Annotated in this window: 22 protein-coding genes; 10 read left to right on the forward strand and 12 right to left on the reverse strand. The window is 37.4% G+C overall.

What is annotated here, in order from left to right; all coding sequences use genetic code 11:
- The 4 genes from MR054_RS06865 to MR054_RS06880 all read left to right on the forward strand — a co-directional run bounded on the left by MR054_RS06865 (position 1) and on the right by MR054_RS06880 (position 7,068).
- A complete protein-coding gene (locus MR054_RS06865) occupies positions 1-1,518 on the forward strand; it encodes a RagB/SusD family nutrient uptake outer membrane protein (protein WP_242157120.1) in 1,518 nt (505 codons plus the stop codon).
- Between the two features lie 277 nt (positions 1,519-1,795).
- Positions 1,796-3,373 carry a sulfatase family protein gene (locus MR054_RS06870; protein ID WP_242157121.1) on the forward strand — a complete coding sequence of 526 codons (1,578 nt, stop codon included), beginning with the start codon at positions 1,796-1,798 and terminating at the stop codon, positions 3,371-3,373.
- Between the two features lie 255 nt (positions 3,374-3,628).
- Entirely contained in the window at positions 3,629-5,389 is a 1,761-nt protein-coding gene (locus MR054_RS06875; RefSeq protein WP_242157122.1) for a right-handed parallel beta-helix repeat-containing protein, read from the forward strand.
- Between the two features lie 92 nt (positions 5,390-5,481).
- Complete coding sequence (locus tag MR054_RS06880) at positions 5,482-7,068, forward strand: sulfatase family protein (protein WP_242157123.1); 1,587 nt, start codon at positions 5,482-5,484, stop codon at positions 7,066-7,068.
- 277 nt (positions 7,069-7,345) lie between these two features.
- On the opposite strand, the gene MR054_RS06885 is transcribed toward MR054_RS06880, so the two are convergent.
- Positions 7,346-8,143: an endonuclease/exonuclease/phosphatase family protein gene (locus MR054_RS06885; RefSeq protein WP_242157124.1), complete on the reverse strand. Its 798-nt coding sequence runs from the start codon at positions 8,141-8,143 to the stop codon at positions 7,346-7,348.
- 454 nt (positions 8,144-8,597) lie between these two features.
- Here MR054_RS06885 and MR054_RS06890 point away from each other — a divergent pair, with 454 nt between their 5' ends.
- The 3 genes from MR054_RS06890 to nadD are packed head-to-tail and all read left to right on the forward strand — an operon-like array spanning position 8,598 to position 10,671.
- Complete coding sequence (locus MR054_RS06890; RefSeq protein WP_242083280.1) at positions 8,598-9,455, forward strand: YicC/YloC family endoribonuclease; 858 nt, start codon at positions 8,598-8,600, stop codon at positions 9,453-9,455.
- A gap of 39 nt (positions 9,456-9,494) precedes the next feature.
- Positions 9,495-10,082: a guanylate kinase gene (gene gmk / locus MR054_RS06895; protein ID WP_242083281.1), complete on the forward strand. Its 588-nt coding sequence runs from the start codon at positions 9,495-9,497 to the stop codon at positions 10,080-10,082.
- Between the two features lie 10 nt (positions 10,083-10,092).
- Positions 10,093-10,671: a nicotinate (nicotinamide) nucleotide adenylyltransferase gene (gene nadD / locus MR054_RS06900; RefSeq protein ID WP_242157125.1), complete on the forward strand. Its 579-nt coding sequence runs from the start codon at positions 10,093-10,095 to the stop codon at positions 10,669-10,671.
- A gap of 181 nt (positions 10,672-10,852) precedes the next feature.
- On the opposite strand, the gene MR054_RS06905 is transcribed toward nadD, so the two are convergent.
- The gene (locus MR054_RS06905) at positions 10,853-11,782 is read right to left on the reverse strand and encodes a nicotinic acid mononucleotide adenyltransferase (protein ID WP_242157126.1); all 930 of its coding nucleotides are present in this window, start codon (positions 11,780-11,782) and stop codon (positions 10,853-10,855) included.
- Positions 11,783-11,914: 132 nt separating this feature from the next.
- Between MR054_RS06905 and MR054_RS06910 the strand changes: the two genes are divergently transcribed.
- Entirely contained in the window at positions 11,915-12,916 is a 1,002-nt protein-coding gene (locus MR054_RS06910; RefSeq protein ID WP_242083287.1) for an NAD(P)H-dependent glycerol-3-phosphate dehydrogenase, read from the forward strand.
- Between the two features lie 60 nt (positions 12,917-12,976).
- Here MR054_RS06910 and MR054_RS06915 read toward each other — a convergent pair whose 3' ends face one another.
- The gene (locus MR054_RS06915) at positions 12,977-13,372 is read right to left on the reverse strand and encodes a hypothetical protein (RefSeq protein WP_242157127.1); all 396 of its coding nucleotides are present in this window, start codon (positions 13,370-13,372) and stop codon (positions 12,977-12,979) included.
- An 86-nt stretch (positions 13,373-13,458) separates the two neighbouring features.
- On the opposite strand from MR054_RS06915, the gene MR054_RS06920 reads away from it, so the two are divergent.
- Positions 13,459-14,457 carry a serine/threonine dehydratase gene (locus tag MR054_RS06920; RefSeq protein WP_242157128.1) on the forward strand — a complete coding sequence of 333 codons (999 nt, stop codon included), beginning with the start codon at positions 13,459-13,461 and terminating at the stop codon, positions 14,455-14,457.
- Positions 14,458-14,460: 3 nt separating this feature from the next.
- Here the strand turns inward: MR054_RS06920 and pheS are convergent, their stop codons facing one another.
- Together pheS and MR054_RS06930 are read right to left on the reverse strand one after the other, a co-directional pair.
- A complete protein-coding gene (pheS, locus tag MR054_RS06925) occupies positions 14,461-15,480 on the reverse strand; it encodes a phenylalanine--tRNA ligase subunit alpha (protein WP_242083293.1) in 1,020 nt (339 codons plus the stop codon).
- 144 nt (positions 15,481-15,624) lie between these two features.
- Entirely contained in the window at positions 15,625-15,981 is a 357-nt protein-coding gene (locus MR054_RS06930; protein WP_242157129.1) for a hypothetical protein, read from the reverse strand.
- Between the two features lie 36 nt (positions 15,982-16,017).
- Here MR054_RS06930 and MR054_RS06935 point away from each other — a divergent pair, with 36 nt between their 5' ends.
- Positions 16,018-16,578: a CvpA family protein gene (locus MR054_RS06935; protein WP_338081511.1), complete on the forward strand. Its 561-nt coding sequence runs from the start codon at positions 16,018-16,020 to the stop codon at positions 16,576-16,578.
- Here MR054_RS06935 and MR054_RS06940 read toward each other — a convergent pair.
- The 7 genes from MR054_RS06940 to MR054_RS06970 all read right to left on the reverse strand — a co-directional run bounded on the left by MR054_RS06940 (position 16,575) and on the right by MR054_RS06970 (position 24,798).
- The gene (locus MR054_RS06940) at positions 16,575-17,324 is read right to left on the reverse strand and encodes an SH3 domain-containing protein (RefSeq protein ID WP_242157130.1); all 750 of its coding nucleotides are present in this window, start codon (positions 17,322-17,324) and stop codon (positions 16,575-16,577) included. The genes MR054_RS06935 and MR054_RS06940 overlap by 4 nt on opposite strands.
- Before the next feature lies 1 nt (position 17,325).
- A complete protein-coding gene (locus MR054_RS06945) occupies positions 17,326-19,098 on the reverse strand; it encodes a BatD family protein (protein ID WP_242083299.1) in 1,773 nt (590 codons plus the stop codon).
- Positions 19,099-19,183: 85 nt separating this feature from the next.
- Positions 19,184-20,062 carry a tetratricopeptide repeat protein gene (locus MR054_RS06950; RefSeq protein ID WP_242157132.1) on the reverse strand — a complete coding sequence of 293 codons (879 nt, stop codon included), beginning with the start codon at positions 20,060-20,062 and terminating at the stop codon, positions 19,184-19,186.
- 109 nt (positions 20,063-20,171) lie between these two features.
- A complete protein-coding gene (locus MR054_RS06955) occupies positions 20,172-21,206 on the reverse strand; it encodes a VWA domain-containing protein (RefSeq protein WP_242083303.1) in 1,035 nt (344 codons plus the stop codon).
- Between the two features lie 52 nt (positions 21,207-21,258).
- Positions 21,259-22,263, reverse strand: a complete 1,005-nt coding sequence (locus MR054_RS06960) for a vWA domain-containing protein (RefSeq protein ID WP_242083305.1) — start codon at positions 22,261-22,263, stop codon at positions 21,259-21,261.
- Positions 22,263-23,924, reverse strand: coding sequence for a BatD family protein (locus tag MR054_RS06965; protein WP_242157134.1), 1,662 nt, complete (start codon positions 23,922-23,924; stop codon positions 22,263-22,265). The genes MR054_RS06960 and MR054_RS06965 overlap by 1 nt, the downstream gene beginning before the upstream one ends.
- A gap of 7 nt (positions 23,925-23,931) precedes the next feature.
- A complete protein-coding gene (locus tag MR054_RS06970; RefSeq protein ID WP_242157136.1) occupies positions 23,932-24,798 on the reverse strand; it encodes a DUF58 domain-containing protein in 867 nt (288 codons plus the stop codon).
- Positions 24,799-24,866 lie beyond the last annotated feature (68 nt).

Consider the following 24,866-nt stretch of genomic DNA (forward strand, 5'->3'; position numbering starts at 1 on the left):
ATGAATCGCATATATAATATATTGTTTTTGTTTGGGATGGTGATGCTTGTTAATGTATCCTGCCTAGACTTAGAAGAGGATACGAGTAGTTTGCTTCAGGTGGGGCAAATTGCCAGCGAAGCGGATATTGAAGCCAACATTTCACCCATTTATGTTTCAGTACGCAGAACCAACAACGATCCGCATTTTTTAAGAACCGCGACCTACGGAGCCGACGATATCACAACCTGGATTGCCGGAAATAAGGCCCCGCTTAGGGTATTTGACAGATTTGACTATGGCAGCGGTGAGAACTCCGACATCAATTGGTTACCTGTAGCATGGGATAACTATTGGAAAACCATCTATTATTGTAATACGCTTATAGAAGGATTGAAAACCTCCAGTGCCCCTGAAGCCCTTGTAAAATTGGCCGATGCTGAAGCTAGAGTCTTTAGAGCACATGCCTATCTTAATCTTGTAAAAATATATGGTAATGTGCCATTGATTTTGGATGGTTATTTGCCAACCGGTGAAGAACAGCGTGCAACCGTATTGGCAAACTACCAGCAAATTGAAAGCGACTTGCTTATTGCCGAAGTGTCCTTACCTGCTCCGGGATCGGAAAGCACAGGACGGGCCTCTGCAGGTTTTGCAAAGACGGTACTGGCAGATCTCTATTTAACATGGGCCGGATGGCCGGTTAAGGATAATTCAAAATATGCATTGGCCGCTTCAAAGGCTAAGGAAGTTATTGACTTTAACTATTATACCCTTCTTCCTATTGAAGAGTTATGGACCTTTGAGGGCGCTTTGAGTACCGAAACCATATTCTCTGTGAGATATCCCGCCGATGAAAGCAGATGGGGTTCACAGGGTACTGCATTTACATTTCACCAGGGTCGTGGGTTTTCAGACTGCTTCCCGGAGTTGCGCTTTTTCAATGATTTTCCTGAAGGTCCGAGAAAAGATTACACTTTCCTGTTGGATATTCCCAATAGAAATGCCCCCGGGGGTGTGATTACGCCCAGAAATCCACCGACCATCCCGTGGGAAGACTCCGATAGAGGGCACCCCATGTATAGGAAATATGTTTTTGCTGAGGACTTGACTATTTTTAGTAGACCAGTAAATTTCAGACCTTATGATTTGTATCGGTATGCCGAAGTCCTATTGATTTATGCTGAGGCGCAAGCCAGGGTTGGTGAAAATGCCAGCTCCATAGAAGCGCTTAATCAAGTGAAAAGAAGAGCTGCCGGATTACCCTATTTAACACCCAACGGTACGGTTGATGTTGCCACGGCAACACCGAACGAAATTATCGATGAGAAGGGATGGGAACTGGCTGCAGAGAACAAACGATGGTTCGATTTGGTGCGCTCAGAGCGTGTGGCCGAAATGGCCGCCAAAAGAGATCCGTCGGAACCCGTAACTTTGGTAAGAATGCCCACAGCGGCACAGTATATTGCACCTATTCCCTTTGAGTCCATTACTCTGAGTAAATTAGTACAAAACCCGGAAGGATTTAAAATACAATAACTGTATGTGATGGAGAAAAACAGATATTTAAAAGTATTGCGCTAAAGGTGCTTATAAAAAGTTTGAGTTAGTTTAATCATGTATTAGTTTGGTGTTTGTCAATTAGATGCTCATTTTGCATCTGGTTGACAAACTTTTTTAACAGGGCCTTTGTTTAAGAGCAGCTATATACAACCAGATCAGGCAAAGCGTATACCTGTTAAGGATTGCTACACAATAATAATCTATTAAAAGATTCACGCTTCGGAGTTTATTAGAAAATTAAATACGAAAAATCATGAAATTACAATTTTACATTTTATTATTATGTCTATTATTTATTAGTACGAATTGTAAGCAAAAACCTGAAACCAGCGCAAATGAACAGGGTGTAATGGTTGAAACTCCCCCTGACACAAAGAAACCAAATATCGTAATCATCTATCTTGACGATCTGGGATACGGCGATTTGGGTTGTTATGGCGCTACGGCCTTAAAAACACCTCATATGGATGCCTTAGCCAATGGCGGTGTAAAATTCACCAATGGGTATGCTACTTCCGCAACCTGTACCCCCAGCCGATATGGCCTTCTAACAGGGGTCTATCCCTGGAAAAACAAACAGGCAAAAATCCTCCCCGGAACGGCGCCACTCATTATAGATACCACTCAGTTAACCCTGCCTAAACTGCTTAAAAAACAGGGGTACCAGACCGGTATTGTGGGCAAATGGCATTTAGGCCTGGGAATTGGAGATGTGGATTGGAATAAAACGGTTTCTCCCGGACCCAATCAGGTGGGCTTCGATTATTCGTATATCATGGCAGCGACCCAAGATCGTGTCCCCACCGTTTATATTGAGAATGGTCAGGTGGATGGTTTGGATCCTAATGACCCGATACAAGTGGATTATGAAACTAATTTTGAAGGAGAACCTACGGCCATAACCCACCCGGAACTCTTAACCATGAAGTGGCATCACGGCCATAATAACAGCATTGTAAATGGCATCCCAAGGATTGGTTTTATGAAAGGCGGAGAGGCCGCCAAATGGCGCGATAGCGATATGGCCGATCATTTCTTGAAAGGGGCGCAGGATTATGTGAAAAAACATAAAGACGAACCCTTCTTTTTGTACTACGCCATGCAACAACCCCATGTCCCCAGAACCCCACATCCCAGATTTGTTGGATCCTCCGGTTTAGGACCAAGAGGCGACGTGATCGTAGAAGCCGATTGGGTGGTTGGCGAATTTGTAAAAACACTGGAACAAGAAGGTATTCTAGAAAACACGCTTATCATTCTCTCCAGTGACAATGGTCCCGTATTAAACGATGGCTATTACGATGATGCCGTTGAAAAACTAGGAGAACATGACCCAAATGGTGGTTTGAGAGGCGGTAAATACAGTCTGTTTGAAGCCGGAACCAGGGTCCCCTTTATCACCTATTACAAAGGCACAATCAAACCAAAGGTATCCGATGCTCTGGTTTGTCAATTGGATGTATTGGCTTCCATTGCACATTTAATTGGGGCCGAAGAAATAGCCTCTGACAGTCAAAATTTATTAAACACTTTTTTTGGGCAAAGTGATGAAGGTCGAGAGGACCTTATTATTGAGGCCACCACGAGAACCGCCTTAAGGTCCGGTGACTGGTTAATGATTCCTCCATATGAAGGGAAGGCTTTTGAAGAACAGGTGGGGATTGAGACAGGGAATTCGGATGCATATCAATTATACAATTTGAAAAACGATATGGGCCAAAAGTATAATCTGGCCGCATCCAATACTAAAATACTCGAAGATCTCATTACTAAATTTGAAAGGGTTCGAGGAAAAGATTACAACACCATTGAGCAGCTCGAATTGAAATAGACTAAATTATCTAAACGGAACCATTCCTTTTTTTCAAGATTAAATACGTGATATCCCTTAAATATCATGTAAATGTTACATTTTAATATGTTTTGGTTACGTGAAATAAGGACTCATAATTCAATGAATTATAAATTTGAATGTTGAACAGTAAATCCCTAATTACAAAAAAGGATACTCCTGTAATGGAGTCTAGTTTATCCAGATATTGTATGGTATTATAAACTACTTCTTAACTAAAAAAAAATTAAAACATTGATAAAGTCTTACGCTGTTATTATTTCATTATTCTTTATCTGTTCTTATTCTCAAGCACAATACCAGTTCACCCTGCCCGATAACTTCAGAACCGAAAGAAACCTGCCTCTGGTTGATATGCCTGCCGTGATCATGGTAAATCTCGCAGAATTTGGCGGTTTTCCCAATGATGGCAAAGATGATGGTCCTGCGATCACCAAAGCTTTAAATTTCTGTAAGAAAGTATCGAAGAACGGAACCGGTTCTAAATTGGTATTTAAAAAGGGAACCTACAATTTGTTTACAAACGACAACAAGTCCCATTTGATAGAACTCAGAGATGCCAATCAGATCCTGATTGAAGGTAACGGTGCGGAAATCATCATCCATGACCCGCTCAAAGGGTTTCTTTCTGTTTTTAAAAGCAAGAATATCATCGTAAAGGATCTGTTTATTGACTACGACCCGCTGCCTTTCACACAGGGCAAAATTGTTGCTGTTGATTTGAAGAACAGAAGCTTCGATCTGGAGATAGACAACGGATTCCCAACCTTAGGCCACGACATGTTTCAACAGGCTACACGCGTATGGGGCATGGTCATGGATCGCAATATTCCCGGAAAGCTCAAGGACGGCGCGCCCAATCTCTACGCATCGAAAGAATTTGAGGAATTGTCGCCTCGTGTTTTCCGAATCAAAATCAATGCACTGCCTTTGTTAAAACATTTAGAGGTTGGCGACCCATATGTCCACCTGGCACGCACCAATGGGAGACCTATTTTTATGTCTCAAGTGAGTAAGAACATCACCTATTTAAATATTACCAACTATTCAAGTCCGGGAGGAAGTTATGGCGCACACAGTATGGAGGAATGGAACATTATAGACTGTAAGCTGCAACTTAAGGAAGGCCGAATACACAGTGCCAATGCCGATTGTGTACATGCCAATGGCGGTAAATTTGGTCCATGGATCGAGAATTGTCTTTTTGAAGGCTATAGCGACGATGCCATCAACTTAAAATCGACCAAGAGACATATTTTAAAACAAATGTCACCTACCAGGTTGGTTGTAAAATACCATACGGCAAAAGGGGACATCATTAGAATCTACAATCCCAGAGAAGGAAAGTTTCTCGGCACATACGAGGTGGTAGAAAATAAGTATTTGGGGAATAACAGGATGCAAATCACATTGGATAAGCCGCTGGAGGAAAAATTACGAGTGGGCGAGACAAAAAAGGACGATATTGCCTATTTGGATTCGCAGTCCAACGAATCCTTTGTTATAAGAAACAATACCTTTAGAAACGCAAGACGATATGGTATTTTATTACAAAGTGCTTACGGGATCATTGAGCGTAATGTCTTTAAAAACCTGAGCCAATGTGCTATTTCTATGAACAATGGTGTCGATTGGGGTGAAGGTTTTGTCTCTCACAATATAACGATTGATAGAAATATTTTTGACAATTGTGGCTATGACGACACCTTTTTTAAAGATTACAATGCGGCCGCTATACGATTACGTGTTACCAAGTTAAAAAATCCGGAGGCCAAAGGAAAATGGTCCGGGGTAGCTACAGCAAAATGGCAGGGATTAGAAAATATTTCCATCACCAATAATATCTTCCTGTATAATAAAAGAGCCTTATCTATTGAGTGTTCTGTGAATACGGTGGTGAGAGGAAACCAATTTATAAGAAATTCAAAAGACCTTTCTGAGGACCATGATATTCTGTTAGAAGACAATAATACCAACTTAGTTTTTGAGAACTAGGGACAACGCTGACGATTGAGTGGATATATTAAAACAAAGGGATTCAAAATGAGAATAACCTCTTATTCCGGTAAATACTAATTTTATATTCTATGAAAAAAATAATAGTTACACTTATAGCTCTTATAACATTTATAGTTGGAAGTATGTTATATGCTTGTCAGTTTAAAGAAACAGCACCTGTTAAAAAGCCAAATATTCTATTTTGCCTGGCAGATGATGCCACATGGAAGCATATGAGTGCTTACGGCACAGATTGGATTGCCACTCCCGCCTTCGATAAAGTCGCAGATCAAGGTTTATTATTTAGTAATGCATATACCCCTAACGCGAAATGTGGTCCTTCCCGATCCATCATCTTAACAGGAAGAAATACATGGCAACTTGAGGAAGCGGCTAATCACCTTGCATATTTCCCAACGAAGTTTAAAACCTATCATGAGGCCCTTTCAGAAAAAGGATACCACGTGGGTTATACGGGTAAAGGTTGGGCTCCAGGTACGGCTTTGAATGAAGATGGAAGTAAAAGAGAACTTCTTGTTAAAGCCTATAACAACAAGAAAACGGAACCGCCTACAACCGGTATCTCAAATATTGATTACGTTGGAAATTTTAAAAGTTTCCTGAATCAGAAAACATCGGATGAACCCTTTTGTTTTTGGTATGGAGGACATGAACCACATAGAAGCTATGAGTATGGTACCGGTGTTCGTCTTGGAAATAAAAGATTAGCACAATTGAATTCCGTTTTTCCTTATTGGCCCCAATCCGATGTGGTAAAAAATGATGTCTTGGATTATGCTTATGAGTTAGAGTACTTTGACAAACAGCTCGGAGGCATGCTTGCAATTTTAGAGGAGCGAGGGGAATTGGAAAATACCATTATCGTGGTTACTTCCGATAACGGCATGCCGTTTCCAAGAGTTAAAGGATTAAGTTATGAGCATTCAAATCATTTGCCCTTAGCTATTATGTGGAAAAATGGGATTAAAAATCCGGGGAGAACCATAGAAGATTACGTAAGTTTTATAGATTTTGCAGCCACATTTTTAGATATAACAGGATATGATGCCAAGGCGTTAGGCATGCATCCTATTCAGGGCAAAAGTTTAAAACCTATTTTCAATTCTGATAAAGAGGATGTCATAGAACCAGAGCAGGATTATACGCTTTTGGGGCAAGAAAGACATGATGTTGGCAGACCTAATGATGTCGGTTATCCCATTAGGGGAATTGTTAAAGACGGATTTCTCTACTTAATCAATTACGAAAATGATCGATGGCCGGCAGGAAATCCGGAAACAGGATATACCAATACAGATGGGAGTCCTACAAAAACGGAGATACTGGAACTCAACAGAAGCGGTATAAACCATGAGTATTGGAAATTAAATTTCGGGAAACACACCAAAGAAGAATTATATCGCGTGAGCACTGATGAGAATTGTCTATATAATTTAGCAGAAAATGAAGAACTTCAAAATATTAAAGGAGAATTAAAACATATTTTAGAGTCTGAGTTAAAAACCCAACAAGATCCTAGAATATTTGGAAATGGTGCTGTTTTCGACCAATACCCTCCGGACAGAAATGCACACTTTTATGAACGTTATATGAATGGAGAAGATGTAAAAGCAGGATGGATTAATGATTCCGATTTCGAAAAGAAAATGAACTGAGTTTTTCTTAACATTCATTAACCATCAATAATAAGCAGATAAACCTTAACCATAAGATTGATAACAAAATAAGTTAATAGGTATTTTTTAAATGCCCAAAACTTCCATTTGTAATTATGCATTAAGAGGAAACCATCTATTAAGAAATCTGCTTATGGTCCTTTATCGGGTTTAGGTATTGATATGGAGTAATGGGTCAATGCGCAGGTTAACAAGCATGGATGCCCATTTTTTTGTCATTGGTTATTCATATGTTTCAAACCCCCTAAGACGGCATCTATAGTTTTAACTTCAAAACACGCAATACAGGCCTGTGATCCGAAGCTATAGGTTCATCAATAACTTTGGCCTCCAGAACCTCCCACCTATTGGTGGGTCTGCATAAAATGTAATCAATTTTTACCACAGGTTCTATCGCCGGATAGGTGGGTGCTGGCTCCATGAATGTAGGTAGCCATTCCTTATATAAAATTTGCATGGGATGGTCATCCGGCTGTGCATTAAAATCGCCGGCTAAAATGGTAGGGACTTCGGAGGCGCGAAAAATTTCATTTAATCTATTGGCCTGATTAATTCTATCTGTATCATCTGTGGTATGATCCAGATGGGTCCCTACAAAACGAATTGTATCTCCACATTTTAAAACAATGCAAGCCTCTAAAGCCACTCGGGATTCCTTGCCTTCACGTGCTGGAAGCTCGTGTTTCTTAGTACTAATAAAGGAATACTTTGACAATAAACCTTCACCATATTCTCCACCATCAAATACCATAGCCCTACCAAATAAAGGGGCCATCTTTGTACGTTGCCCCAATTCGGTCACTAAGTCGTAATTCTGAGCTCGAGTAGTTTTAAAATCCACTTCCTGTAAAGCCACTAGATCCGGCTCGGTATCAGCAATTACTTTAGCTAACAAATCTAAATCGAACGGTTTGTCGGCAGCTACTGTTTCACCGTGATAAATATTATAGGATAGCACTCTAATAACATGAGCAGCCTCTGCATGACCCTGGCCCAATAGATACATATTGTTAAAGATCAAAACAGAAACCAAAACCAGATAATGTTTATTCATTTTATAAAATATAATATATTATTGTTCGCTCAGGGACCTGTCCAGGGCATTCATTTAAACCCATTTAATAGGTCTTTAACCCTTCCAAGGGGTTCTTGAAAATACTGATACTATGAACAAATGTAATTATAATCGAGTTAAAGTATAAAATAATGCGGATCAACTTAGGGATGTACATTACGGTATTGTTTATTTTAGTTTCCCCTAGGTAATCACTAACAGTCCCTTTTAGTTTTTTCATTAGCGCATTTGTGACGGTTTCATCTGTTAGTATGTATTTTACATTATCGGGGAGATGGACTTACTCATATAAAAATTATTTCATTTTTCATAAGTTCTCGTGAACCTTCCATAGGTTTCGGCTATGAACACATCCGTTGGAATCATGATTTGCCAAAGCTCATTTCAAATGAAAAAATTCATGTACTTTTGTACAACTTAATATTGATACCTTATGATACATTCAATGACAGGTTATGGGAAATCTGTATTGCAATTACCAACAAAAAAAATAACCATTGAACTTAAATCACTCAATAGTAAAAACCTCGACCTGAACTCAAGAATGCCGTCCATTTATAGAGAAAAAGAGCTGACCATCAGGAAATTGCTTGCTAATACTTTGGTACGCGGTAAAATAGATTTTTCCATTTATGTTGAAACGACTGCCGAAGATACCTCCACTCAAATAAACACCCCCGTAGTAAAACAATACATGCAGCAATTAAAGCAAGTGGTTGATGCAGATGATACCGAGTTACTTAAAATGGCCGTTCGTTTTCCGGATGCCCTTAATACGGTTCGTGAGGAAATTGACGAAACGGAATGGAAACGTATTGAAGGCGAAATAAAAAAGGCTATAGACGATTTGAGTAATCATCGATTGGATGAAGGCAAAGTTTTGGAAGTTGATTTTAGAAGCAGGGTTAGTAACATTAGTGCTATTCTAAAGGAAGTCATTAAAATGGATCCCGAACGTGTCGAGGGGGTGAGAGAACGACTTAGTAAAGGGGTTGAAGAGTTAAAGGAAAAGTTTGATGAAAACCGCTTTGAACAGGAACTAATTTTTTACATAGAAAAACTGGACATCACCGAAGAAAAAGTACGGCTAAAAAACCACTTAGACTATTTTATTGAATGTTTAAACTCGAAAGAGTCTAATGGTAAAAAACTCGGTTTTATTAGTCAGGAAATGGGTCGGGAAATCAACACCATAGGTTCTAAAAGTAATTATGCTCCTATGCAGCAGCTTGTAGTACAAATGAAGGACGAGCTCGAAAAAATAAAAGAGCAACTCCTGAATGTACTGTAAAAGCTCCTTGTTCTATAATCCCTAAAACCAGCAAGATTAGTGACACATAATAATTCTAAAACAGGTAAACTCATTGTCTTTTCAGCACCTTCAGGCTCCGGAAAAACAACCATTGTTCGACATCTTTTGGGAATACCCCAATTAAATTTGGAATTTTCCATATCGGCTACCTCCCGTGCAAAGCGTGGGAACGAAATAGACGGTAAGGATTATTACTTCTTATCGGCCAAGGATTTTAAAACCAAAATAAAGAATGACGAGTTCCTCGAATGGGAAGAAGTCTATCGTGATAATTTTTATGGCACCTTAAAAAGTGAAGTGGAACGCATTTGGGCAAATGGCAAACATGTTATTTTTGATATAGACGTATCTGGAGGCCTAAGAATTAAACGCAAATTTCCAGAACAAACCATAGCTGTATTTGTAAAACCCCCAAGTATTGACGAACTTAAAATACGTTTAAAAAAACGTAAAACCGAAAGCGAAGACCGAATAAATATGCGTGTTGCTAAGGCCTCCGCAGAATTGGCAACAGCTCCGCTATTTGATGTCATTATAAAAAACGATAATTTAGAAACGGCCCTTAAAGAAGCGGAGGCAATTGTTGGCGACTTTGTGAATTCTTAATTCTATCTTTATGAACGTTGGCTTATTCTTTGGTTCATTTAATCCTATACATGTCGGGCATTTAATTATTGCCAACTACATGGTGGAATACAGTGTGCTGGATCAGGTTTGGTTTGTAGTAACGCCACATAGTCCCTTTAAAAAGAAAAACAGCCTATTGGATAACTATCAACGCTTGGAATTGGTTTATCGCGCTACAAAAGATTATATCAATCTTAAACCAAGCGATATTGAATTTAATTTACCACAACCCAATTACACTATAAATACCCTGGTACATTTACAGGAAAAATATCCGGATAATGCATTTGCCTTAATCATGGGGGAGGATAACTTGAAAAGTTTCCACAAATGGAAAAACTATGAGTTGATTCTAGAGCAACACCATTTATACGTTTATCCCAGAATTTCAAAAGGCACTGAATCAACCCCATTTCACCAACATCCTAAGGTACATTGTATTGATGCCCCCATTATGGAAATCTCATCAACCTTTATAAGAAAATCGATTAAAGAAGGGAAAAATGTAAAGCCTATGTTGCCTGAACCGGTTTGGGAATACTTGGATGAAATGAATTTTTACAAGTAAAGGGCAATATCCCATTTTCTTGATATAGTCTTAAGTTCCCACTAATTGTGCTAACTCATTATGTAGTTTTAACTTAAAACTTAACGGTAAACCTAATAAATGATATCCTCAAAAAAAACCGTCTAAAGCAAGTGTTGCTTTAAACGGCTCTTTTCAACTAAACAACCAACCAAAAATAGGTTTAAATTCTTTTATTTTCCCTTGGATTAGGCACCTTATCTTTTCTTTGCTTACGCATTTTATCCGTGGTGCCAGAGATATTTCCTTTGGTATTACCTGTTTTTAAATACTGTATATAACCGCGGCCTTCAAATTCATAAAGCGTTTCGGAGGCAGGGTGGAATAGCCCTATCTTTCCATCATTAATAACGCTCAATTCGAAATATTCATTGTCAAAATAATCATAATCTAATGTTAAAGTTTTTAAGTACATATTTCCTGTTACATCACCAACACCATAAACACCGGTATAATCCCATATTATATTAGCCGGATTCATCCCAAAATCATCCTGTGAGCTCCGGAATGTGGAGTCATTACCTCCAGCTAAGAACTGTAAATAATTTTCGTTATCAAACTCGTTAATAGCTCCGAAATCACTTGTATAGGTCTTTTCCCAAGCTTCATATTCCTGTAGGAAATAATGAATATTATCATAGAAAACAAAATCATAATCAAAATTACTGCGTTGGTAGCCTTCTAAAAAATAAGAGGTATCATTATAGGGATTGTAAAGCTCTATCGTATTACTGTCTATTTGATAGACATCAAAGGTCTCAAACCCATCAATATCATGGTATACATCTAAAATCATATCGTAGGCTTCATATTCGCCTACATCAATGCCAAACCCATTACCGGTATCCCCTAAACCCACAATATTATTATTGGCATAAACGATCCCGTTTCTAAATGAAATGGTAAATGCTTTTTGCAAAAATGGGGTTTCTCCGTAGCCTACTGTTTTATTAATATCCACATACCACAGTTCGTGTGATGCCAATAATTGATGGATTGAAATTCCGGGATCGTCAACAACAACCTCTGTATAACAGGATGTGAATAATGTAGTTAAAAGCGAAACGCTTAAAAGTAATTTTACTGCCTTCATGATCAAACATTTAATGGGTTTCTGTATAAACAAATCCAAAACACGTGCCAAAAATGAAATGCCACATAAAAGACTCCTTTAGACATCAGTAATATTTTGTTTATTTTTGAAACTTACAATCATTCCGTTTTTATGAATAAGTCTTTACAATATGCTGTTTTTGGGGCTGGTAGCTGGGCTACGGCTATCGTTAAAATGTTATGTGAAAATTTAGATGAGGTTGGATGGTATATGCGAAGCGTTTATACCAAAGAACACTTATTAAAAGAACAACACAACCCCAATTACCTGAGTTCGGTTGAGTTTCATATGGATCAGTTAAAATTAAGTAACGACATCAATGAAATTGCAACTTATGCCGATGTATTGATTTTTGTGATTCCTTCAGCTTTTATGTATAGTGAACTTGAAAAACTTAAGGTGGATATTTCCAAAAAAATAGTGGTCTCTGCAGTAAAAGGTATTCTACCCGAAACCGGACTATTGGTTGGCCAACACTTTAATGAAACTTATCATATTCCTTTCGAAAATATTGCCGTTATTGCCGGGCCCTGTCATGCTGAAGAAGTGGCTCTGGAGCGTCTGTCTTATTTAACCATTTCCTGCGCTGATGAAAACAAAGCAAAGGCTATTGCCAAGAACCTATCCAGCGATTACATAAAGACAAAAATCAGTGATGATATTATTGGGGTGGAATATGCGGTTATGTTAAAAAACATATATGCCATTGCTGCAGGAATTGCTCATGGTTTAGGTTATGGTGATAATTTTCAGAGCGTATTAATGAGTAATTCCATTAGAGAAATGAAGCGATTCATAAAAAAAATGCATAAAATGAAACGGAACATCAATAACTCTGCTTATTTAGGAGATTTGTTAGTCACAGGGTATTCAACATTTTCAAGAAACCGGATGTTTGGTAATATGATAGGGAAAGGATACACTGTAAAAAGTGCCATGATGGAAATGAATATGGTTGCTGAAGGCTATTATGCCACAAAAGGCGCACAGGTATTAAATCAAAAAAACCTGAAGAAAACTCGACTACCGATTATCCAGGCTGTTTACGGTATACTTTATGAAAATAAAAACCCAAAAAAGGAGTTTAAAAAATTAACGGAGAAATTGGATTAGCTTGAATTAACCTCAGCCACTGCCAATGCATTTCGGATACAAAAGTTTATGATATTGGTCTTATTTTACGACAATCCCTTTGGACTGCATTAAAGGCACAGGTTGCAATGCATCTAAAGTGATGGTATTTCTTTTAAACAAATACGTTTTATCAAACAATTTATCCCCCACAAAAAAGGAAACCTTAAAGGAATTGTTTAGAGTGAAAAACTCCTCTTGCATGAATTCAATTTTAGCATAGCTTTTCCATGGCAATACATTGATATGTTTTCTAAATACGGAGGTTATCTTATCCTTTGAATAACCACACGATACAATTATGACCCTATCTAAATCCACCGCTTTATCGTTAATGATATAGGCGTTCCAATCTCGGGTCCTGTACCATTCATTATTTTCATACTTTACGGCAATATAAACCCCTTCAACCTGTGGAATCTGGATATCCTTTTTCATGGTACACACAAATTAAGGTTCAAATCTAATTTATTTAACTGTTATAAGGTTATATTTATAACATTGATCTGAACATATTCTCTTTTATGAATGGACCATTAAAAATAAAGGATATTATAAGGGCTAAATCTCGAATTGATGGAATAATAAGTGAAACCCCAATATTAAGTTCATCATTACTAAACGAATGGCTAGGACATACCATTTATTTTAAAGCTGAAGGGTTTCAAAAGATTGGAGCGTTTAAAGCCCGTGGTGCCAGTAATACCATAGCTTGGTTAAAAGAAAACCAACATAATCCAAAACATATTGTAGCCAATAGTTCGGGCAATCATGCTCAGGCTGTTGCATGGGCTTCAAAACGATTTAATATCCCTTCCACCATATACATGCCTGAGTATTCTTCGAAAATAAAAATCCAGGCAACCATGGGATATGGTGCTAAAGTCATTTTATGCAAATCAAGACAAGAGGCCGATAGTTTAGTAAAGCAAGCATCAAAGGAAAAAAATACCTTTTGGATACCACCCTATAACCATGAACAAGTAATTTGCGGACAGGGTACAGCCGCTTTTGAAATGTTAAATACACAAGGATATGTCGATGCCATATTTGCGCCTTGCGGTGGGGGTGGGTTATTGTCTGGTACCTTGGTGGCTGCGAGAGGCTTATCTAAAACAACACAAGTAATCGGTGCTGAACCCTTGATGGGGAACGATGCCGCGGAATCGCTTCGTAAAAATGCCATTCAACATTTAAAAGAAGCTCCTAAGACGCTAGCTGATGGTGCCATGACCCTGGCTGTGGGAGATATTACTTTTGAATACTTAAAACAACTCGATAATTTTTATGAAATTCCTGAAGAGGCCATAATTTACTGGACACAATGGCTCACCCATTTACTTAAAGTACGTATTGAACCCACCAGTGCGCTCCCTATGGAAGCGGCTTTTAAATGGCTACAAAAACAAAAAAGTAAAAAAGCCATTATCATCATATTATCTGGATCCAATATGGACCAAGAAACCACTAAGAAAATTTGGGAAAATGACTATTTAACCATAGCCCCTCACAAACGCATTTAACCATTAAAGTGCACTCCTAAACTGTTCCAAAAACCGTACATCATTTTCACTTAGTAAACGGATATCACTAATTTGATGGAGCAGCAAGGCAATGCGATCGATACCCATACCAAAAGCAAACCCGGAGTATTCTTTAGAATCTATACCACAGTTTTCCAATACATTCGGATCGACCATTCCACAGCCCATTATCTCCAACCACCCTGTTCCCTTAGTCATTTTATAATCGGTTTCTGTTTCCAATCCCCAATACACATCCACTTCAGCGCTAGGCTCCGTGAAGGGGAAGTAAGACGGCCGTAAACGTATTTTACTTTTACCAAACATTTCGGTTGTGAAATGCTGTAGAGTTTGCTTAAGATCGGCAAAACTCACATCCTTGTCAATATAAAGGCCTTCCACCTGATGAAAAAAACAATGTGAACGGGCCGAAATAGCTTCATTTCTATATACCCTGCCTGGAGAAATAGTGCGAATCGGTGGCTTATGACTTTCCATGTAACGTACTTGTACCGAACTGGTATGGGTACGTAATAAAATATCTGGGTTGGTTTGGATAAAAAAGGTATCCTGCATATCCCGTGCAGGATGATATTCCGGCAGGTTTAAGGCCGTAAAATTATGCCAGTCATCTTCTATTTCGGGACCCTCACTTACATTAAACCCAATACGGGAAAAAATTTCTATAATTTGATTTTTAACTATGGATATGGGATGTCGAGCTCCTAATGGTATCGGCTCTCCCGGACGGGACAAGTCACCATATACGCCTTTAACCTCTTCTTTGCTCTCTAACTCCGCTTTTAGGGTAATTACCTTATCTTCCGCTGTTTTTTTAAGCTTGTTAACGGTTTGTCCAAATTCTTTTTTATGTTCGTTGGCAACATTCTTAAATTCGGCAAAAAATTCGTTAAGCAATCCCTTTTTACCTAAATACTTTATTCTAAATGCTTCAACCTCTTCGATCGATTGCGCTTTGAACGTTTCTGCTTCAGTTATAAGTTCTTTTATCTTATCTATCATGATATCTCACTTGGACGGTCCCGAAAGATTTCGAGATTATTTCAGTATTCAAAAACTGAGGGCAAATTTAATGAAAATATTGGCATTAAACGGTAAGATAAATAAAGTAATCCATGAAGTCCTTTGAGTAGAAAAAATACCGAACTATTCTATAAACTCAATTTCCAAAAAATAGTTAACAATGGCCTCTTTCATTAAAACACTCTGCTCACCCGCTTTTAAATGGGGTAATTGGGATTTGACCTTATAATGTGGCCAACCATCACTATCCACAAAATCGAGCTCGTAATACCCGTATGGTGCTAGGAGTTTGCAAATCGCTATGTGCATCAAATCAACTTTTTGTTCCTTTTTAAAGTCTCTATGTAGTTGCCCTAATTCCTGTACCCCAATTAAATAAATAATGGCATCCAGATCGATTACATCACCTTCAGCAAATTGATGCGATAGCTTACTAACTATCAATTCCCAGCGTTCTTTTAATTTTTGGTCCCTAGACATGATTTTAATTAAATTTCAAAGTTAAGAAAGCTAGTAATGTATAAGAACAAAAAAGAGAATTATCTCTATATTTACAACATGAGTCTTATTGATATCCTATTAAGTGCATTACTTTTATTTGGCATTGTACGCGGCTTTATAAAAGGACTATTTGTTGAAGTCGCTTCAATTGTTGCACTAATTGCCGGGATTTATGGGGCCATTCATTTCAGTAATTTTGTGGCAGACTTTTTAATAGAAAAAGTCGACTGGACCGAAAAAACCATAAATATTGTAGCGTTTGCTATGACTTTCATTATAATTGTGTTGGCCATTGCAATTGCCGGTAAGGCCTTAACTAAACTGGCTGATTTTGCAGCATTGGGTCTGGTAAATAGACTGCTTGGCGCATTATTTGGGGGATTAAAGTATGCTTTGATTTTAAGTGTAGTCTTGATTATTTTTGAAAAAACCAATAAGGCCTTAACTTTTATGGACGACGATGAAGTTAATGAATCTATCCTTTATGAACCTATAAAATCCCTTATCCCTTTAATTTTACCGTCCATTATTAATGTGGAGGAAGAAGAACACCACACGTCCGATGAGATTGTTTAAAGTGCCTTAATATCATTGTTTGCAACCCACCCTGTCTTACCATCAGAAAGCTTTATTTTTTTCCATTCATTTATGGTATCCAAAAGCTGAACTTTAGTGCCTTCGTGCAATCTGAACAATTCTTCACTTCTGGAATTAGGTTCAGTCTTAACTTTACATTCTGAGGCAAAAATTATGGCAGGTCTATCCTTTTGCTCTAGATTGTATTTGTGAAAAGCCAGTGCTAAACTGATGCAAAATAACATTAAGGACGAGATACTGGAAATAAAAGCCAATCGTTTTTTAAACGAACTGTAGGCAAAATAGTAAATTAAAAATAATATGACAGAACAAAATACAAAAAGGATTGCCAGTTTTGCCCAGTTATCAAAACTCAAATAATGGGTAAATGTATTTAACAGTTTTGTTAAACCCGTTTCAGGTATGACATCAATATCGTCAATAGTCATATTTTTTGCAAAGTCCAAGTTGTTTTTGATATCCTCATCGTTTGGAGATAATTGCAAGGCCTTCTCGTAATAGTAAATACTCGGTGCTATATTATTCAACTTATAATGTGCATTCGCCAAGTTGAAGTATAATTCTGCAGAATGTTTACCGGTATCCAATATACGTTTGTAAATATCTATGGCCTCGGCATACTGACCTTCATTATAGAAGGTATTGCCTTCTTCAAATAACTGTTCATTTTGGGCTAAAGTGCTTAGACTAAGCAAAACGGTTATGATATATAAAAAACGTTTCATGTTAACGTGCTTGTTTATCAATTAATGCTATTGTTTTTGCTGCCTTATTGTAATCCTCTTGCATGGTGACATGCGTTATGGGGGTATATCGTGCCAATTCGCAGCTTTCCAAAATTGAATTAAAACTGGTTATCGCCTCTGCTTCAACCCCCTTGTCGTGTAACAAGGTCATAATTCTTTCTTTGCTAAACTCACTGGTTTCTATATGTAACTTGGCTTTTAGATAATTGTGCAGGGCTTTCTCCAATGCAATATAAAAGGCTTCCTTGGTTCCCAATTCCTTCTTAGCCTTACTTAAATATTTTCTTGCCAATCTATCGGCTTTCCGAATTCTATTTCCATAAATATCAGCAGCTCTACTAGCTTTCCTTTTTCTAATGACCATAGCCAATGGAATGGCTAAAAAAGGAAACAAGATCAACGACCAAAACAAGTTTGTCTTAAAGAAATGTGCCGCATTAATCGCTACAAAATCGGTCTTTGTTTTTATGAATTTAAACTGATCGTTATTTAAAACAATGCGCTGTTTAACACCACTTGAAACAACACTATTACTGGATTCGGATGAGTTTACAGGTCCTTCCTGAACATCGATAACAATCTCGCTAGACGACAACCGTTTATAACTATTGGTCTCCAAATCGAAATACGAAAAGGAAATACTGGGTATTGGATATTTACCTTTGTACTGTGGAACTATGGTATAATTATCAGCGATACTACCTTGCATTCCATCTAAATTGGTTCTTACATTTTCTGTATGCTCCGGTTCATAAACTTCTAAAGAACTTGGTAAGGAAATTTTTGGAAGATTAAACAATTTTAAATTGCCTTTTCCACTCACCTCAATCTTTGCCTGCAAGGATTCGGTCGCATCCAATTGCGTCTTCGATGTGGTTACTTTAAACGAAAAGCTACCCACAGCACCAGTAAAATCTACAGGTTTTCCGGATTCTGGCAAGGCCTTTACACTTATGGTTCTATTAATACTTGAAACTGTTCTGTTAACACGTGTCATGATGCGGCTTCCAAATATATCCCGTCTATTGGTCGGTACGGCGGCCACAACATTTAAACTTAAGGGCTCAATATCAAGTTTCCCGATTTTTTGGGGATATAGTACCACCTTTTTATAGACTACATAGTTATAATCTTCTCCTTGATAAGACCCATTTTCAAGCTTTAGTTCCTTCATTTTAATTTCTTGATTCCAAAAATCATTGAATTTAGGAATATCCAATACGTCAATATCGTAGAGATTGATGCTGGGAGACACGTATAATTTATAAACAACCGTTATAGCCTCATTTAAATAAGGACTGGTTTTGGATACCTCCGTAACCAAATGGATATTTTCCGATACGAGGTAATCCGGATCGTTTGGATCTCTCGGTTTATCGACTGCAGCAGTAACGGTAATTTTTATTGGAATGGTTTTATAGGTTTCTCCTTCAATATTAATTGAAGCCTGTTCTATGAGAAAATCACCACGCTTTTTAGGAGCTAAAAAATAGCTATATGTTTTTTTATAGGTTCTTTTCCCGTTAATCCAGGAATTACTAACCGATTGATTGGGTCCTCCAACTACAACAAATCCAGAAAAACTGGGTGGATTAAAATTATCGCCATCTTGGTTCATCTCAAAATCCACACGTAAACGTTCATTTACCCCAAGTGTTTTTTTGCTCACCTTAGCTTCAAATTTTACTTGAGAAAAGCCAAAGGACACCACTAACAGTAGTAATAAAATGGATATGTGCTTTTTAAATTTCATTTCACTATTCAAAATAGATCTCAGGTAAATGAAACAATGACAAAATCACGTAATATTTTTGGACTTTTCATTGCTCTTTCATTATTTACCAGTCTTTTTCACTTTTAACCTTTATGCCTTTTTGCTTTTCCTCATTAATTTTTTCCTGAACTTTTTGTTCCTGATTGTTCATGGCTTCCAACAAACTTTTTACTTGCTGAGGAGATAACTGACCCGGCTGGGGTTTTGGCTGCTGTTGTTCCTGCGGTTCTTGGTCTCCTTCCTTACCCTTGTCCTGTTTTTCATCCTTAGGCTCACCACTTTCATCCTTTTGATCTTCACCCTCTTTCTTTTCTTCTTCGTTTTGATCTTTTTTATCGTCTTTATTATCTCCCTCTTGATCTTTCTTATCTTGTTGATCCTGCTGCTGATCCTTATTTTCTTCGTTTTGATCTTGATCCTTTTTATCGTCTTCGTTTTGGTCCTGCTGATCTTTTTGTTGCTCGGCACAAATTTTCGCCAGTCCCAGGTTGTAGCGCGTCTCATCGTCTGAAGGGTCATTTCTCAAAGCATTTTTATAGGCTTCAACTGCTTCTTGACATTTTTTATTTTGCATCAAAATGTTACCAATGTTATGATAAGCCCGGTGTTTTTCTAATTTCGACGTAGCATGCTTAATGGCAAGCTGCTGCCGAAATAATGCTTCTTCATAATTCCCCTTTTCATAATATGAATTGCCTAAATTGTAATTGCCAATAACCGTTGATGGTTGTTCTGAAATCGCTTTTCTGTACGCCATCTCGGCCTTAATAAAGTCTTCGTCATACAACTTATTGCCCTCATAAACATAGTTATTAGCCTTTTTCATGGCTAATTTTTCAACTTGGTCTCCTTTTTCTTGAGCAATAAAAATGCCCGTAACAAACAGAAAAGCCACCATAATGGTGCATTTCACAGGTCTAAAGTTTATCAATGCGCTTTTCATTTTTAAAAATCGTCTTAACCAATATATAAAACCGCTGTTCTTTGTTAGTTAAAATATTTATAAATTATTCTCTTAAATCTATATATTGAGATTTCCATTTTAGAGGAAACTAAAGGTTTTCATTAAATAAATTCAATTTTTTTAACCAGGCTGTTTTTCGCTCCAAAAGAAAAATATCCAACACTAAAAAGAAAATAGCAAACCCTAAAAACCACTGAAATTGGTCTTTAAAATCTGAAAACTGTTTCGCCTCAAATTCAGTTTTATCCATATTGCTTAATATCTCCCTTATAGCTTCAACAACATCATTAGTGCTTTTGCCATTGATATAAGCCCCATTAGCTTCCCTGGCTATATTTTGGAGGGTTTCTTCATTTAATTTTGTGATGACGGTTTCTCCTTCAATATTTTTTTTATAACTCACCACAATACCATTTTTTTTCTCAGGGATAGGACTGCCTTTTGCATCTCCAACCCCTATTGTAAAAATACGAATCCCTTCATCATGAGCTTCCCTAGCCACTGCTGCAGCTTCTTCACTGTGATCCTCTCCATCTGATATAATAATTAAAACACGATTGGTCTGCTCTTCATCATCATAATAGGTCTTAGCCAATTTAATAGCCTCATTAATAGCGGTCCCTTGAGAAGAAAGCATATCCGTATTCATATTCTGCAAAAACATTTTTGCTGCAGCATAATCTGTGGTAATAGGTAATTGTGGAAAAGCCCTTCCGGCATAAGCAATAATTCCAATGCGGTCACTAGCCAAATTATTAATGATTTGAATTACCAGTTGCTTTGCCTTTTCTAACCGATTGGGAGCTATATCTTCGGCCAGCATACTTTTTGAAACATCTACAGCAAAAACAATATCTACACCTTCTCGCTTTACGGTCTCCAGTTTTGTTCCGACTTTAGGATTTACCATGGCAATAGCTATACAGGCAAAGACAAAGCAAATCACCACCAATTTCAATACCGATTTAAAAACGGATTTATTGGGGCTTAACCTTTTTAATAAGGCTCTGTCGGCAAACTTCTTTTGAACTCTATGTTTCCAGATCTGTAGAATTAAAAAGCACAACACCATAATAGGAATGACCCCTAAAATCCAAAACCATATTTTCTCTTCTAATTGCATCCTATAAAAATTCCAATTTTAAAACGCTTAAATCAATCTATTTTATCCGTTTTTACACAAAACTTCTAAAAATGGTAAATCGCAATAATAATTCCATAAATAATATGAGTCCGGCCAATAAAACCAAAGGCCTATACTTCTCTTCGTAATTATAAAACTTGAATTCTTCAATTTCTGTCTTCTCAAGTTTATTGATTTCATTATAAATCTCTTCCAATTTCTTGTTATTGGTTGCCCTAAAATATTTACCTCCGGTAACATCGGCTATTTCTTTTAAAAGATCCTCATCTATTTCCACTTGAATCCTACTGTATTGAAAGTCCCCATTTGGAAGTCTTGCTACCGGTGAGAGTGCCATGCCATTGGTCCCCAATCCAATAGTATAAGTTTTAATACCGTATTCTACCGCCAATTCACTGGCTATTCTTGGATCTATAAAGCCCGAATTATTCACGCCATCTGTAAGCAAAATGATAACCTTACTCTTCGCCTTGCTATCCTTTAATCTGTTCACTGCAGTGGCTAATCCCATCCCTATAGCCGTTCCATCCTCTATGACATTGTTATATTTTATACTGTTTAAGGAACGGAGGACTATGGCTTTATCACTGGTAATTGGTGTTTTTGTATAACTTTCACCGGCATATTCTACTAACCCAATTCTATCGTTTGGCCTGTTTTTTATAAAACTGGCCGCCACTTTTTTTAAGGCCTCCAATCTATTTGGTGATAAGTCTTTAGCCAACATACTTCCCGATACATCAATAGCCATAACAATGTCTATTCCACGGGTTGTTTTTGTTTTTGTTGACACATCCACCGTTTGTGGTCTTGCCAAGGCCGTGATTAAAAGGATCAACACTAAAAGCCTAAGGATGAACAAACCATGTTTTAATTTTGGAAGCCATGAGTTTGTAACTTTAAATCCTTTTAAGCTCGAAATCTTAAGTTCAGAAGTTTGTTTTTTCCGATTTAATATATACCATAAAATCACCAATGGTAATATTAACATAACCCAAAAAAACTCCTTATTTACAAACTCAATGTTTTCTAACATTATTCTGTTATCGGTTTAAGTTCAACTGAATTTAAAATACGATCTATTATAGCATCGGCATAAACATCGTTAACGGGGTAGGTTAACATGATTTGTTGCAATACATTTTCTGATGTGAAATGTAAAAATATATAATTGGCTTCAACATGATTTCCAGTTTTAAGACCATCAAATCTGAAAGTTCCATAGGTTTTAATCCCCTCAGCTCCATTGGGGGTAACAAACTTATCGCTCAATGTTACAATATCTTTTGCGCCTTGCGCCTCTAACCCCTTTAAGCTGCCTTCAATCGATTTTTCAATATCAATTCCCCCTTCAGGTGCCTGGCCATATAATGTGGTATTCACTGCTACACTAAACTCATCCATCAATGTACCGTATATGAACGATGTTGTATTCACTGAACCTTTATAATCCTCAGGAATTGGCAATTCAAAACGTCTCAACACTTTGGGCGTTGATAGGGTCACTGGTGGAAATCCATACTGACTGGTAACCCAGTCCCCTTCCAATAGTTCTTTGCTATCATGTCCAATAATGGTGTCCTTAACATAAGTAAATCCATATTTAAGCGAAAATCCGGTGAAAGTCAGCATGAGAATAACTATCCCTATTGCAGAAGTAATAATAATTTTACGACGCTTTTTCCTTTTCTCCAGGGCTTCCCTATATTTTTCATCCAAAAGCTTCTCCTCTTCTGTAGGTTCAGGCAGCACTTCCTTGACATGGTCAATCTCAGCATCAATGGTATTACGATCCAACTCAGCTAAGGCTGTATTTGGTGCAGATTTGGCAAATTTTACCAAATCAGCACGTTTTAAAATACGCTCAATATTTTCTATGGTGTTCGGGCTCAAATCAATTTGATGGCCTTCCTTAAGTAACCGTAACCTCTCAATCAATTCATCTGTTGTACTTTCCAGAGAATGGTCATATACTTTTTCATCCAAGTATTTCCTGATGATAAGAGTCAGTTCGGAATAATACGCCTTTAATTCAGATTGCTCCAAATAATGGCTTTCATCTAATTTTTTTAGAGCTAGTTTTGCACGGTCATAAGGTGGCAACATAGCAATTTTTTCATCTTCGGTTAAAGGCTTTTGCCGCCAAATAAACCAATACAGTAAAAATGCAATTACACCAATTAAAAGAATAATTAATAATACATATTTCCACCAGTCACCTGCTGTTTTCCTGACATCAATAATGGGCTTAATATCGTATAACCCTTGCTTGGTTGTGTCGACTGCCACATTATGCACAACAACCTTTATGGAATCGGTGAAAAAGGTCTTATCACCTATCCGTATTTTCTGTCTTGGAATAGTATAAGCTCCCGAATCAAACTGGGTTAATCCATATTTTTTGATCAGCTTATAATTATTATTACTTCTTATGGTATCTGCGTTATAAGACTCGATCATTTCCAAAGGTGAAAACGTTTGTCCTTCTGAAAACACCACTAAACTTGAAGTATCAACCTCAACCTGGATTTCATATGTGATCTGTTCCCCTATTTTGACCACAGTGGAATCTATAGAGGAGGTTACTTGCGAAAAAGATAAAAACGAAAACAAAAAAAGAGTCTTAGCAAAAAAAACCGCTGGAGAAAGACCGATGATGGAAGTTCTTATTCTAAAAATTCGATAATCGTAATTCATAACCGTTTTATCCTCTTTGTTTAAAATAACCCAACAGTTTTTTTACATAGCTTTCATCTACTCTACAATCGATGGTTCCTGCCCCAGAACGCGAAAAACAGTCTTTAAAATAATTGACTTTATTACGATAAAACTTTTCATAGTTAAGGCGTACTCTTTTAGAAGCGGTATTCACCAACATTAATTCTCCAGATTCCTCATCTTGCATTTGTACCATGCCTAGGTTGGGTATTGCCTCTTCGCGTTGATCGTAAACACGTATTCCCGTTACATCATGTTTACCCGAAACAATTTTCATGGTATGCTCATAATCATCAACCATAAAATCTGACAATACAAAAACAATAGCCTTTTTTTTCATCACATTAGACAGGAACTTAAGTGCCTCGGTCAAATTGGTTTTTTTACTTATAGGTTCAAACTCAATCAATTCACGAATAATTCGCAAGACGTGTGATCGTCCCTTTTTAGGAGGGATATACAGCTCCACCTGATCTGAAAAGAGGATTAACCCTATTTTATCATTGTTCTGAGTTGCTGAAAAGGCCAGAGTTGCTGCTATTTCAGTAACCACCTCATTCTTAAACTGCTCTGTAGTACCAAATAATTCAGACCCAGACACATCTACCATAAGCATCATGGTCAGCTCCCGTTCTTCTTCAAAAACCTTAACAAAGGGTTCATTATAACGTGCAGTGACGTTCCAATCTATATTCCGTACATCGTCACCATAATAATACTGTCTCACTTCACTAAAGGTCATACCACGTCCTTTAAAGGTCGAGTGGTACTCTCCTCCAAAGATATGATCGGACAACCGACGTGTCTTAATCTCAATTTTTCGTACTTTCTTTAGTAATTCTTTAGTATCCATGTCTTAATTTTCGATAGTAGATTTATGATTTACGATTTATAAATCGCCTTTCAAAATTCTAAAATCTG

Origin of the sequence: Aestuariivivens sediminis (assembly GCF_022662105.1) — a bacterium.
Lineage (GTDB): Bacteria > Bacteroidota > Bacteroidia > Flavobacteriales > Flavobacteriaceae > Aestuariivivens > Aestuariivivens sediminis.